This is a genomic window from Vibrio spartinae, from assembly GCF_024347135.1.
Classification (GTDB): domain Bacteria; phylum Pseudomonadota; class Gammaproteobacteria; order Enterobacterales; family Vibrionaceae; genus Vibrio; species Vibrio spartinae.
In genome coordinates, this window is sequence record NZ_AP024908.1 from 608,579 (window position 1) to 622,253 (window position 13,675).

Genomic DNA, 13,675 nt, shown 5'->3' on the forward strand with positions numbered 1-13,675 from the left:
ATAATGTACATTTTGGGGATATCGGCATTCTACCATGACAGTGCGGCCTGCCTGATTTTCAACGGAGAAATCATTGCAGCAGCACAAGAGGAAAGATTCACCAGAAAGAAACATGATGACAATTTCCCTGTAAATGCTGTTCAATATTGTGTGGCAGAAGCAAACATAGCTGCCTCTGATATTGACTATGTTGTTTTTTATGAAAAACCATTGATTAAATTTGAAAGGTTAATAGAGACATATTTAGCATTTGTTCCCCATGGTTTCAGCAGTTTTCGTTTGGCAATGTCATTATGGATGGAAGGAAAACTATTCCAAAAATCACTCCTTGTCGATGGGCTACGCCAAGCATTTGAATCCCGGATTAATTGGAAAGAAAAACTCCGATTCTCAGAGCATCACCTGTCTCATGCTGCAAGTGCTTTTTTCCCTTCACCATTTGAACGGGCAGCAGTGCTGACACTGGATGGTGTGGGTGAATGGACAACAACATCTCTGGCTATCGGCCATGGGAACCAATTAAATATCATTAAAGAGATGCACTTCCCTCACTCTCTTGGGCTGCTTTACTCATCGTTTACTTATTATCTCGGTTTTAAAGTCAATTCCGGTGAATACAAAATGATGGGATTAGCCCCTTATGGAACACCTAGATATTCTCGCCTTATCAAAGAAAAACTGGTCACGATTGGCGAAGATGGCAGCTTCCATCTGGATATGCGCTATTTTAACTATTGTTCTGGGTTAACGATGACGAATAAACGGTTTCATCACCTTTTCGGAGGACCGCCACGTAAACCAGAATCGACAATTACTCAGCGAGAAATGGATATTGCAGCCTCGATTCAAAAAGTCACAGAAGAAATTATTACCAAATTAGCACATGCGATTGCCCAAGAAACAGGTGAATGCAATTTATGCCTCGCAGGAGGTGTCGCACTCAATAGTGTTGCCAATGGTGTGATCTTGCGAGAAAAAATATTCGATAACATATGGATCCAGCCTGCTTCAGGTGATGCAGGGAGTGCCTTGGGCGCTGCACTTGCGTATTGGCATATTCATCATCAAGGAGAACGCAGTTGCCCTTCCACACTACGAGACCATATGCAAGGCGCTTATCTGGGGCCAGCTTATTCAGATCACACGATAGAACAAGTTTTGAACAAACATGATGCGCGATACAAAAAATTGACGGAAGATGAATTGATTCATAAAGTCGCTATCCTGTTAACGGAAGGAAAAGTCATAGGATGGATGCAAGGACGAATGGAATTCGGGCCTCGAGCCCTTGGTGCAAGAAGTATCCTTGCCGATCCGAGAGCAGCTTCTATACAGAAAACACTGAATCTTAAAATTAAATTCAGAGAAAGTTTCAGGCCATTCGCCCCCAGTGTTTTAAGAGATCATATGGCAGACTGGTTCATGCAAGATGTTGATAGCCCATACATGTTATTGGTCGATCATATAAATACTGACAAGCACTATAAGGTAAACGATGTTGAAGCAACAGGGATAGAAAAGCTACACTTTTCCAGATCTGTCATTCCTGCAGTAACGCATGTGGATTATTCAGCGCGTATACAGACTGTCCATCATGATACCAACCCTAAATATTATGCATTAATTAAGCGTTTCTACGAATTAACGGACTGCCCGGTTATCGTCAATACATCATTCAATATTCGTGGCGAGCCGATAGTCTGCTCACCGGAAGATGCTTTCCGATGTTTCATGGGGACAGAAATGGACATTCTAGCCATCGGGAATTATCTGTTGATTAAAGATGAGCAAGATATATCACAGAGAAGTAACTATGTGAGCCAGTATGAACTGGATTAAGCTGATATCAATTAACCTTTGTGTGCTTATTATTCTGCTGCTTTTTTTGGAAGTCGGTGCTCGACTGGTATGGACGTTAAAAACCTGTATAACGGGTGAATGTGATTCAAGTCGGTTAAGGCACTTAGCAGTACGAGAGCTTCCTGAAGATATCAACATTGATTTTATCGAAACCAATAACCAGTTAGGTTATATACCTACACCAGGATTCAACCAGATCGTCAACTTCCGTCACTGGCCTCAAATCAAAGTGTCAATTGATGAAAACGGTTATAGAAAGAATGACAATGACGCCATTTACACTCATTCCATACTTGTGGTCGGAGACTCATTCACATTTGGTGATCAAGTATCGAATCATGATACGTGGCCATCCTGTCTTGAAAGAAACTTAAACAAAGGCATAACAAATGCTGGCGTTTCTGGTTACGGCGCAGCTCAAGCTGTGAAGCGAGCAGATAGTATCTTAAAAACAAATCATTACGATACCGTGATTTTATCTGTCTTCTTAAGTGATGATTTCCACAGAGATCAACTGGATTATTTTTCCGGTTTTCCTCGTCCTGCGGTCATCACAAACCACAATATGATTGAGTGGGCATCATTATCATCACTGAATGCGCAAGGAAGTAAATGGACCCCTGCCCCGCTATCCCCCTCACTTACAATCCTTAGATATGCTTGGCTCAACTCGATTATTGCCGCAACCCTTATAGACCGAATATCTGCCATGCAAGGTATATCAATTGACTGGACAGGCCGTCGTTTGACGCGAAAACATCCCGACGCAGCACCCATTAATTCGATCATCGATTTCACATTCGGAAAATTATCACGTTTACCCGTGACTGAAAAATATGTTCTATTTCAATATTCACAAGGTGATCTCTTCAATCCTGAAATTGAAAAAATTCGTCATATGGCGACAAACGCAGCACAACATCGACATATAAACATATTAGACAGCTTTGATGATTTAAAAGCAGCAACAAAAAAATCCTCAATCCCCATATGGGATGGACATCATACTGCCTACGGAAATCAATTGGTCTGTCAGTTTGTAGTATCTAATATAAAATCGAGATAGCTCACTAGCGAGTAAGGAGTAAGGAGTAAGGAGTAAGGAGTAAGGAGTAAGGAATTGGAGCGGGCAGCGGGAATCGAACCCGCATCATCAGCTTGGAAGGCTGAGGTAATAGCCATTATACGATGCCCGCATCGAGATGACGGTGTTAATATGCCACAATCGACGAAAAAGAAAAGTGCTATTTACAAAAAAACCGTTTGATTGCACACTTCATAATCAAATTGATTTCAATTGGTTATCATACAACCAGTCGTGCGTTATCCAACTTATATCCTGCGCCAATCATTCATACATTACATATTCGTATACAGTGGGCCGCCTCCACCTTCCGGAGGTGTCCAAGTGATATTTTGGGCCGGGTCTTTGATATCACATGCCTTACAATGGAGGCAATTTTGTGCATCAATAACAAAACGTTTCTCATCATTTTCTTCCACGATGTTGTAAACACCGGCAGGACAATACCTTTGTGCCGGCTCTCCATAAACAGCCAAATTTTCTGCTAACGGAATGTGTGGGTCACGTAGTCGAAGATGACAGGGCTGGTCATGCTCATGAGAGACTTTGGCAATATAGACAGAAGAAGCACGATCAAAACTCAACTGTTGATCCGGTTTGGGGTAGTTGATCGGCTGACATTGATTCATCGGTAACAATTGAGCATGATCTGCTTGATTATCCCGGACACGCCATGGCAGACGCCCACGGAATATATTCTGATCAATAAAATTAAATAACCCGCCAGCCAAAGGCCCAAACTGATGCATTGCCGCACTACTATTTCTTGCCGCATATAACTCTTCATGTAGCCAGGAATCCTGAATCGCCTCTGCATATGACGTTAAATCGGCACCTTGCATCTTCTGCAAAAGTGCGGGATAAACTGTTTCCGCAGCCAGCATCCCAGATTTCATGGCAGTATGAATTCCTTTCAGTTTCGCGCCATTCAATACACCCGCTTCACAACCAATTAATAGACCTCCGGGAAATGTCATTTTAGGCTGAGCATGGAATCCCCCTTTGGTTAAGGTTCTTGCCCCATAAGACAACCGCTGTCCGCCACGGAGATACCGAGCGATCTCAGGATGATGTTTCATCCGCTGAAATTCGTCAAACGGGCTCAAATAAGCGTTCTTATAGTTCAGATCAACCACCAGACCGATAGCAACCTGACAATCATCAATAAAATAGAGAAACCCTCCGCCATTCGCATGACGCGTCAAAGGCCAGCCAAAGTGATGAATCACCTGCCCCAATTGATGACGCTCAGGCTCAATCTGCCAAACTTCCTTTAATCCTAAGCTAAAATGCTGCGTATCAGCATCTCGATCCAATGCATAACGCTCAAGCAGTTGTTTACCAAGATGTCCCCGGCTTCCTTCAGCAAATAACGTATATTGACCTCGTAATTCAATGCCCGGCATATGGTCGGATTTCGATTCCCCCCTGGCATTTAACCCCATATCACCCGTGATGACTCCACAAACTTCATTCTGTTCATTGATGAGTAATTCTGCAGCAGTAAACCCGGTAAAAATTTCTACACCAAGTTGTTCTGCTTGTCTGGCGAGCCACTGACAGAACTTCCCTTGTCGAATCAGATAGCTCCCTTGATGATGCATACTCTGAGGTACAACAAGGTTGGGAATACGCCATGCCTTATCTTCATCCCGGAGATAGAAGAGCGCTTCCTGCTCAACTTGGGCAATCAGCGGCACATCTTGCTGTTGCCAGTCGGGAAAGAGCTCATCCAAGGCGCGACTTTCCATAATCGCGCCTGATAACGCATGGGCTCCGATTTCTGCACCTTTTTCAATCAGACACACGTTCAGTTCCTGATTCTGCGCTTGTGCCAGTTGCATCAGACGGCAGGCGGCCGATAAACCAGCGGGCCCGCCACCAACAATCACAACATCAAATTCCAGAACTTCTCTCATGAATTTCCCTTACTTCTCTCTCACAGGATGAATGATGGTGGCTGGCTTGAGTGATCTCACACCATTTTTTCTATCAATTCAGGCAGCACTTCCAGACAATCCGCCACAAGCACATAATCCGAGGACTGAAATATCGGTGCATCAGCATCATTGTTAATTGCCACAATCGTTTTGGCATCTTTGACACCGGAAATATGCTGAATAGCCCCGGAAATACCGACAGCAATATACAAATCCGGCGCAATCACTTTCCCCGTTTGTCCAATTTGCAGATCATTGGCAGTAAACCCGGCATCGACCGCTGCTCGTGTTCCCCCGATTGCAGCCCCAAGCTTGTCGCCCAGCGTCTCTAACAAAGCGAAGTTGTGTTCATTTCCCAATCCACGGCCACCACCAATCACAATATGTGCCGATGACAATTCCGGACGAGAAGATTCAACGGTCTGATGACTGATCACCTGTGCAAGCTTGACGTCTGCTGTGACCGGTATTTGAACCACAGTCGCTGCACCGCCCATATCAGCACTTGCAGAGAAAGCGGTTGTTCTGATGGTTAACATCTTGATCGGATCCATCGATTGAATCGTGGCGATGGCACTCCCCGAATAAATCGGCTTGCGGAAAGTATCATCACTCTCGATATCAATGACTTCCGAGATCAAGGACACATCCAACAATGCAGCCGATCTGGGTAAAAAGTTTTTCGAAAATGACGTCGCAGCAGCAAGGATATGGGTATAATCGCTTCCGATATCAGCAATGAGATTGGCAATATTTTCAGCTGGCGCACCAGTATAGATATCAGAGTCAGCAACGAGAACCGTCGAAACATTGCCCACCTGGGTGGCATGTTCAACGACCGACTCACAATGATGACCAATAACAAGTAAATGAATATCATCACCGATCTGTTTACCGGCCCCGATCGCATGGAATGTCGTCTCGCCTAATTTGAGATGATCATGCTCCGCAATAATCAAAATAGTCATCAGATTACCCTCGCTTCATGCTTTAATTTATTCACCAACTCATCCACGTTTTCGACTCGGATACCCGCCCGATGACCATTTAACGATTCAACATTGATAAGACGCGTTCGCCGATGCATCGCAACGTTTAAGCTCTCCGCTGCAATCGATTCGATGGGTTTTCTGCGGGCCTTCATCACATTAGGGAGAGAAGCGTGGCGAGGTTTATTTAAGGGTAAGTCAGCAGTAAGCACCGCTGGAAGCGTGACCCGGATAACCTGTTGACCATGATCGACTTCTCGCGTCACAAGGGCAGAATCGGATTCAAATTCAATATTTGAAGCAAACGTTCCCTGAGCGATGCCGAGCAACCCCGCCAACATCTGGCCGGTTTGATTATTGTCACTATCCACTGACTGTTTACCGGTAAAGATGATTTGTGGCTGTTCTTTCTCGACCACTTTGACTAATAATTTAGCAATCACCAGCGGGTCCAAATGATCTTCTGACTCAATATGGATCGCACGATCTGCACCCAGAGCGAGTGCCGTTCTCAGCTGATCCTGACACGGCAGCGTTCCGACAGAAACGGCAACGATTTCGGATATCACCCCGGCTTCTTTATGCTGGATTGCTTCTTCCAATGCAATTTCACAATAGGGATTCAACACCATTTTGGCATCGGATAAATCAACGTCCCGTTGATCACTCTGAACACGAACCGCCAACGACGGATCCGCGACTCGTTTGATTGCTACTAATGCTTTCATATACCTAGCCTTATTCGTGAACTGACTGACTCAGAGTCCCAATTTTCTTGCGATGATGCCTCTTTGAATATCATTCGATCCGGAGAAAATTCTTGAGGGAACCGCATCCAGTAATAACTGCATGATTCCCATTTCTTTTTCGATTGCGGAACCCCCGAACGTCTGAATGGCATCCAAACCACACTGCACAGCCGATTCAGAGATAACCAACTTACTCATCGCAATTTCCAACTCACTATCTTTCCCTTGGTCGTAAAGCCAACCCGCGCGGTACAGCAGCAAACGCGATGTATCCAGATTGATTTTCATATCAACGATCCGGTTAGATACTGATTGATTCTGAGCGATCGCCCGACCAAACTGCTTTCGTTCCTGCGCATGATGAATAACTCTTTCAAGCATTCGCTCCATCGCTCCCACGTAATACGCGAACAGGCATCCTTTTTCCCAAATCATCGAATCATAAAACATCGCCCCGCCGGCACCTTCCGCACCAACACGATGAGATTCAGGGACAAAAACATTCTGTAAATAAACTTCTGACCACAGGCAAGTCCCTAAGCCATCTTTGGCATGGTGATTCCCGACGGTTAGCCCTTCAGTATCTTTTGGCACCAAAAAGGCACTCACACCTAGGAACCCCATTACCGGGTTTGTTTTTGCGTATACGAGGAAGTAATCAGCGACAGGGGCATTAGAGATGAAACATTTTTTGCCATTTAAGCAATAACCGTCCGAAACACGTTCTGCGGTAGATTTCATCCCGTAAATATCAGAACCGGCTTCTGGTTCGGTCGCGGCGTTTGCCATAATACAGGAGCCGTCAATCAATCTCGGCAGATAAGTTTGTTTGAGGGTTTCACTGGCAAAACTACTGAAAGGAACAACACAGGCGAACAAGTGAGCAGAAAGCGAAAACGCCAGCCCTAAATCATGACAACCTTTGCCCAAAGCTTCGACCATAAGCATGGTTTCCAGTGTTGATAAACCACTACCGCCATCCGCTTCAGAAATCGGAAGACTGGCATAACCGAACTGTGCGGCTTCCTCCCATACCTGACGATCAAAAGTGTGTGTCGCCATCCGTTCAGCTGCACCTGGTTCTAAGACATCCGATGCAAAACGGAGTGCGGTATCATAAAGCTCTGTTTGTTGTGGTGTTAACTCAAAGTTCATGCTTACATCCTTATTAGGAATGAATTATCAAAATGGTGGGGACAACACATCCATTAAAATAAGTGCAGCACGATTAAATTACATTTATACTGTCTAAATGTAATTTTAGCTGATGAGATTATTTCTTATTTTTATCAGAGATTGATAGTAATATTTATCAATCATTAAATTATAAAAACCTAACCTAGCCTGTTCATCGATATGTCGGTTTAGAACCTGCACTTTATTATTAAATATCAGGAAGTGTCTGAATTTAAATTATTAATATGGTAATCATCATAAACACACATTTTTCAATGTAGCTAGTCATATCTGTCATATATTCAACTCAGCCCACAGATTTAATTATATTTTTAATATATAAATATCAATAAAACTAATTCAATTTATAAATCTTAGTTTTTAAATTAGTGTATTTATTCTATATCAACATCAGATGACAATTAATGAACAATTTTGTTTCAACGAATTTAATTTTCATAGTTCACATGAACTTTTCATGAAGAAAAAATGACACTTATCGTAAAATATATGGGGCTTAAAAATAAGAACCGCCCTTGAAAATACATTGGCGGCTCATTTTTAGGATGGTGTAGTTTGTGGTCTTATGGGGTGACAACTCACTGCTCAGTGAGCCGTTCTAACTTGATTAATATTGCGGTTTCAGGATCCAGAACCGGCAATGCAATCCCCACTTCACGACACCAAGAACCAGAAACCTCGCCCCCCGATAATGTCCATTGCGGCTGCGCATGCACAATATTTTCGTAAAATGATGGTTTGTCCAAAACAGAGATTCGGTACATCGCCTGATCATCCAAACCGGGAATTCTTAAACACCCACTCAAGGCATGAGTCGGCATTGCCAACTGCGCAATCAGCACGACCGCCTCTGACTGATCAGCAGCGACCACCGCTTGAGCCTGATGCGCATCATCATCCGTCGGAATTCGCCAGTTGGTTCCGGAGTGAAGCAAAGGTCGTAAAGATTGATGGAGTGCCACATAACGTGCAAAATTTTCTTTCTCCGTCACATCTTCTTTCACCGGGTCAAGCTCGATCCCCATATGGCCGAACAACGCAGTCAGACCACGAAACTCTATACTGTGCCGCCGGCGTGTACTGTGACAATGCCCAGCCCCGATATGGCTGCCCATCACTTCAGGTGGGAAAAAGTAGCTCATCCCACGCTGAATCCGCTGCCGCTCCAATGCATCATTGTTATCAGATGGCCAGAATCGATTTGTGCGTTTGAGGACCTCATAATCAATTCGTCCGCCACCGGAAGCACAAGATTCGATACTCACATGAGGAAATTGCAACCGTAACTGATCAACCAAGGCATAAAATCGCTCAGTCTGCCGCACGCCAGATGCCCTTCCTTGATGTCCGGGTTGAACAATTTCGCGATTCATATCCCATTTAATATAAGCAATATTATATCGACTCAAGAAATAAGACAGCCTTTCATATAAATAATCAAATGCATCATCATTCTGTAAATCAATCGCGTACTGATTTCTTCCCGTCGGTTGTTCATACCCGTCTAGCGCTAATAACCAATCAGGATGCGTTCGGTAAAGTTCAGAATTTTTATTGATCATTTCCGGTTCAAACCAAAGACCAAATTCCATTCCCAACTGATTGACATGTTCAATCACCGGCTCAAGACCATCAGGATATTTACTTTCATCTAAAAACCAGTCTCCCAATGCTGCCGTATCATCATTTCGTGCGCTGAACCAACCATCATCAATAATAAACCGCTCAACACCTAATTTGGCGGCCTGAGTGGCCATCGACATAATATATTCAGGCTCATGCTCGAAATAGATACCTTCCCATGTATTGAGATGAACTGGCCGAGGCTTTGCAACAAAATCAGGTGGGCATATTGAGTGGCGGACATGCTCATGGAACTGTTGACTCATCCCATTTAACCCTCGCCCACTGTAACTCGCATATAACCATGGCGTTGTCAGACTTTCTCCTTCCTCAAGTGTCACTTCACCGGGTAAATAGATCACTTCAGCCTGCATATAACGTCGGCCGTCCGCTTTTACATCAACCCGGAGTCGATGATTGCCGCTCCATCCAAAGTGAAATCCCCAGACATCACCATGCAATTCATCAAAATTCGACGAACCGGCAATCAGAGCCGGATAGTGTTCATGAGAAGTTCGCCCGCGCCGATTTTCTTGCTGATAACCGCCCTGAAGCAATGGCTGGCGCTCAGTCTGAAATTCTTTCACCCAGCGTCCGTAGAATGTCATCAGCTCTTTCGCTTTCGCCGGTAATGGCAACGTATTGGCAAAACGGTTGACCTGATAGGCCCCAGACTTGATGTTTGTTAGCTGATGACGCGTTTTCACCACATCATATTCGTCCAGATGAATTTCTGTACTCAGGCGAAGGCCCGCCAACGGATCCTCACTTTCCAGATATAGTGTCTGTCCTTGCAACGGCGTCTGTCCTTGTAACGCTTTTTGCACACTTTTCAGCATGAAAACCGGTGCCCAGTCTTGACCATTGCGATGACCTTCCAAGCCCGGACTGCTGAACACCCCGCGTCCTAATTCAGGTGACAGGGTTATCGCGACATCTGCATCCAGACGGCCATATGGGATAGGACGATGTAAAGTCGAGCGGTAACGCGCTATCTCACCATCGACTTGGTTCCCCCAATACAGTATTTCTGCAAATTCTCCCAACTCAATCATTAACTGAGTTTGCTTGCCGGTTAATTCAATCAGTTCTCGCTCTTTCATCACAAGTCACTCTTTCGTTCAGTTCGCGCGGTGTGTTGTCACATCAGGCAGGTTATCTTTGAGAACATGAGCAACACTTGCAAAATCACATGAAAATAACTATCGGGCGAGCGCCCCACGTTCCGTTGTAAACAAATTAATCGACTCAGACATGGTCAGCAAATTACATTCAACGCATATATCACAAAATCTTACTTTTCCGGATAATATGGCAGAATTACCAAACCGGACTATGGACTTTAGTCAGGCGAAAATCATAATATCTTGGTGATATTACTTACATTACATATTGTTTACAGTAGATGTTGTTTACAATATAGACATACCGGCTGTGTGGCATCGTTCTTATCACCGAGCCTTACTTTTAAGCACTCGGCGGTGAGCGATTCATGCAGAGTGATATGCGCATATAGACCGATATGTTGATATAGACAGATGGAGATAAAGACATGGATGAACCATTCATCCACACACCGGACAATGATAAAATTCAAGCCTCCCCTGAGCATCACGGCCCATTGCTTGATGGTGAAGCGGAGCTAAGCTTTGAGCTCCGTCAGCCCTTCTACATGGAGGCGTATCACTGGCACCAGCAAATTGAAGTCAATATTCTTTATCAGGGGACATTGACGTATACGTTCAATCATACCGACGTATTGATAGAAAGTGGTCAAATGGCCATGTTTTGGGCCGTCACTCCCCACCGGGTCAAACAGACCAGTGATCATGCACTCATGGGAATTATCAACATTCCTCTCAACATGTTGCTAAGTTGGCCACTCCCTCAGGAATTTGTTCAACAGATCATGAATGGCGGTGCGATCTCAGCTCGTCATACAGAGATCGTCAGCTTTGCAGAGAATCAACGCTGGATCGCGGCGTATCGGGAAGGCCATGAGGTTCGTAATCAAATTGTTCAAGAAGAGATCTTCTTAATGCTTCGCCGGCTTTGTTCCTATAACTATCATGTTGAAATGTTCAACTTTATGCGTGAAACCCCATTACGCCATGCTAATTATACCGGCTATAAAAATGTTCAGTTCATGCTTGATTACATTGCTAATAACCACAACAGGGATATTAAGGTTGAAGATATCGCGTCTCATGTAAAACTCCACCCTAAATATGCCATGAGTCTATTTAAAAACATGCTCAGTGTTTCTATCAAACAATACTTAATTATTATGCGTATCAATCATGCCAAAGTGTTACTCGGCAATACCCGTCACCCCATTAAAAATATTGCGACCCATAGTGGTTTTAAACATCCGAGCTCGTTTTTTGCAGCATTCAGAAACCATACTGGCATGACCCCACAAGCATTTCGAGAGCAAAGTCAGCAGCAAACGGTACTGTAATTGATTCAGGTAAGGATTTGGACGTTGTGAGACATTAACAAAAACATGCCAACATATCGGTATAAATCGAAAGTGTTGAGGAGAACTGGAGCGGGCAGCGGGAATCGAACCCGCATCATCAGCTTGGAAGGCTGAGGTAATAGCCATTATACGATGCCCGCATATCGGCTTGAGGTCGATAAGATGCCATAACTAAAAAAAAAGAAAAGCGCTTTTTGTCTAAAAACCGTTTGTTTGTACACTTCATCAGCAAATCAAGATCAATTGGTTACCGAATAACCATAAAAACAGTGATTTTAATCATCATCACTCGTCGGACCGCAAAAGTTTCCGCTCCCCGATCATTTGACTACACTTTTTACTACACTAACACTGAGTACCACAGTGAGATACACCATCATCGATAGCAGGAGGTGCAATATGAACATTCGCGATCGTATTGAATCACTTGAGCAGCAGATCTATGTTGCTTGCTCCGAAGGTGATTACCAAGCCGTCAATCATCTGGAACAACAGTTAGAACATTTACAAGGCATCGTAGACCATTCAATGAATGACGAAGGCCCATATGCGCTGGAAGGCAAAGACATCTTAGATGAGGACTGGCGTTAATCATCGAGGAACCGATTTTGATAAGAATATGCCCAAATAGCCCATGCTGTTTGGGCATATTGATATGCGTTCAGCTCGGATCAGGACAATGCCACAGACTTGATTTGTGCCCACACGGACATGCCGGCCGATAACCCCAATTCAGATGCTGATCTCAGCGTAATTTGTGCCAGCAAACGATGGTGACTGGACAATGCCAGTACCACAACCACCTGTCCTTGCTGCGCCTTGCGATGGTCAATATCGACAATCACAGCCGGCAGGCGATTGAGCATTGTGGTTTGTTCCGGCTCATACAGCGCAATACTGACATCAGAAGCCAACACCCGGCACCGGTACAACTGACCTTTCTCCCCGATATGTCCGGGTGCCCAAATCGTGACATTGTCACTTTCAAGTTGTGTGACCCGATCCGAATGATGGTCAACTACGCGGGTATCAAAAATACTCCCCAACTCCTCACCAAATATATCCTGATGACCAGGATCGGACATCACAACCTCGGCTTGATCACTGACCACGACTTGTCCGTTTTGAAACAACACGACATGATCGGCTAAACGAGCCAGCTCCCGAACCGAATGTGTCACATAAATCACCGGAATGGACAGCTCCTGATGAATCTTCTCCAAATACGGTAGGATCTCGGATTTCAGTTTGACATCCAGTGCAGATAACGGCTCATCCATCAATAATAATTTGGGACAAGTCAGCAACGCGCGCGCAATCGCAATTCGCTGCTTCTCTCCCCCTGAGAGTTGATGAACCGAGCGATCCAACAGATGACTCACACCGATAAAACGACAAATACTGTCCACAGAGATCCGCCGTTTACTGGCTGGGATCCGTCGATAACCGTATTCCAGATTCTGCTGAACGGATAGATGCGGAAATAATCCGGCCTCCTGAAAAACATAGCCAATATCACGCCGATGTGTCGGCAGAAAAACCCCTTGTTCAGAACACTGCCAGATCTCGTCACCGACTTGTAGTTTCCCGTGCGCTGGATTTTCCAACCCGGCAATCGCTCGCAGGCATGTCGTTTTTCCAGAGCCGGAGGGCCCAAATAACACCGTAATACCGGAAGCGGGTAACGTTAAATCCACCGCTAAAGAGAAGTCAGGATAAGTAATGGCGAATGCCGCATGAATAGAACTCAA

Annotated in this window: 10 protein-coding genes and 2 tRNA genes; 4 read left to right on the plus strand and 8 right to left on the minus strand. The window is 44.6% G+C overall.

The window, feature by feature from the left end; all coding sequences use genetic code 11:
- Window positions 1–3 precede the first annotated feature (3 nt).
- A complete protein-coding gene (locus OCU60_RS20505) occupies window positions 4–1,839 on the plus strand; it encodes a carbamoyltransferase family protein (protein WP_074374847.1) in 1,836 nt (611 codons plus the stop codon).
- Entirely contained in the window at window positions 1,826–2,926 is a 1,101-nt protein-coding gene (locus tag OCU60_RS20510; RefSeq protein WP_074374846.1) for an SGNH/GDSL hydrolase family protein, read from the plus strand. Before OCU60_RS20505 ends, OCU60_RS20510 begins: the two co-directional genes overlap by 14 nt.
- 55 nt (window positions 2,927–2,981) lie before the next feature.
- On the opposite strand, the gene OCU60_RS20515 is transcribed toward OCU60_RS20510, so the two are convergent.
- The 6 genes from OCU60_RS20515 to OCU60_RS20540 form a co-directional block, all read right to left on the minus strand.
- Window positions 2,982–3,056, minus strand: a tRNA-Gly gene (locus OCU60_RS20515).
- A 163-nt stretch (window positions 3,057–3,219) separates the two neighbouring features.
- On the minus strand, window positions 3,220–4,863 hold the full coding sequence (locus OCU60_RS20520; protein ID WP_074374845.1) for an electron transfer flavoprotein-ubiquinone oxidoreductase: 1,644 nt from the start codon (window positions 4,861–4,863) through the stop codon (window positions 3,220–3,222).
- Window positions 4,864–4,919: 56 nt separating this feature from the next.
- Complete coding sequence (locus OCU60_RS20525; RefSeq protein ID WP_074374844.1) at window positions 4,920–5,852, minus strand: electron transfer flavoprotein subunit alpha/FixB family protein; 933 nt, start codon at window positions 5,850–5,852, stop codon at window positions 4,920–4,922.
- Entirely contained in the window at window positions 5,852–6,601 is a 750-nt protein-coding gene (locus tag OCU60_RS20530) for an electron transfer flavoprotein subunit beta/FixA family protein (protein ID WP_074374843.1), read from the minus strand. The genes OCU60_RS20525 and OCU60_RS20530 overlap by 1 nt, the downstream gene beginning before the upstream one ends.
- 30 nt (window positions 6,602–6,631) lie before the next feature.
- Complete coding sequence (locus OCU60_RS20535; RefSeq protein WP_074374842.1) at window positions 6,632–7,777, minus strand: acyl-CoA dehydrogenase family protein; 1,146 nt, start codon at window positions 7,775–7,777, stop codon at window positions 6,632–6,634.
- Between the two features lie 620 nt (window positions 7,778–8,397).
- Window positions 8,398–10,545 (minus strand): alpha-galactosidase, encoded by a 2,148-nt coding sequence (locus tag OCU60_RS20540; RefSeq protein ID WP_205410542.1) that lies wholly within the window; start codon window positions 10,543–10,545, stop codon window positions 8,398–8,400.
- Between the two features lie 449 nt (window positions 10,546–10,994).
- On the opposite strand from OCU60_RS20540, the gene melR reads away from it, so the two are divergent.
- Window positions 10,995–11,903 carry a transcriptional regulator MelR gene (melR, locus tag OCU60_RS20545; RefSeq protein WP_074374840.1) on the plus strand — a complete coding sequence of 303 codons (909 nt, stop codon included), beginning with the start codon at window positions 10,995–10,997 and terminating at the stop codon, window positions 11,901–11,903.
- Between the two features lie 86 nt (window positions 11,904–11,989).
- Here melR and OCU60_RS20550 read toward each other — a convergent pair.
- A tRNA-Gly gene (locus tag OCU60_RS20550) sits at window positions 11,990–12,064 on the minus strand.
- A gap of 259 nt (window positions 12,065–12,323) precedes the next feature.
- On the opposite strand from OCU60_RS20550, the gene OCU60_RS20555 reads away from it, so the two are divergent.
- Entirely contained in the window at window positions 12,324–12,515 is a 192-nt protein-coding gene (locus tag OCU60_RS20555) for a hypothetical protein (RefSeq protein WP_074374839.1), read from the plus strand.
- Window positions 12,516–12,595: 80 nt separating this feature from the next.
- Here the strand turns inward: OCU60_RS20555 and modC are convergent, their stop codons facing one another.
- Window positions 12,596–13,675: a molybdenum ABC transporter ATP-binding protein gene (gene modC / locus OCU60_RS20560; protein ID WP_074374838.1), complete on the minus strand. Its 1,080-nt coding sequence runs from the start codon at window positions 13,673–13,675 to the stop codon at window positions 12,596–12,598.

Bases quoted from the DNA above. Each gene is read 5' to 3' on its own strand.
- melR (WP_074374840.1), top strand. From the start codon at position 10,995: ATGGATGAACCATTCATCCACACACCGGACAATGATAAAATTCAAGCC.
- OCU60_RS20530 (WP_074374843.1), bottom strand. From the start codon at position 6,601: ATGAAAGCATTAGTAGCAATCAAACGAGTCGCGGATCCGTCGTTGGCG.
- OCU60_RS20535 (WP_074374842.1), bottom strand. From the start codon at position 7,777: ATGAACTTTGAGTTAACACCACAACAAACAGAGCTTTATGATACCGCA.
- OCU60_RS20520 (WP_074374845.1), bottom strand. From the start codon at position 4,863: ATGAGAGAAGTTCTGGAATTTGATGTTGTGATTGTTGGTGGCGGGCCC.
- OCU60_RS20505 (WP_074374847.1), top strand. From the start codon at position 4: ATGTACATTTTGGGGATATCGGCATTCTACCATGACAGTGCGGCCTGC.
- OCU60_RS20525 (WP_074374844.1), bottom strand. From the start codon at position 5,852: ATGACTATTTTGATTATTGCGGAGCATGATCATCTCAAATTAGGCGAG.
- OCU60_RS20540 (WP_205410542.1), bottom strand. From the start codon at position 10,545: ATGAAAGAGCGAGAACTGATTGAATTAACCGGCAAGCAAACTCAGTTA.
- OCU60_RS20510 (WP_074374846.1), top strand. From the start codon at position 1,826: ATGAACTGGATTAAGCTGATATCAATTAACCTTTGTGTGCTTATTATT.
- OCU60_RS20555 (WP_074374839.1), top strand. From the start codon at position 12,324: ATGAACATTCGCGATCGTATTGAATCACTTGAGCAGCAGATCTATGTT.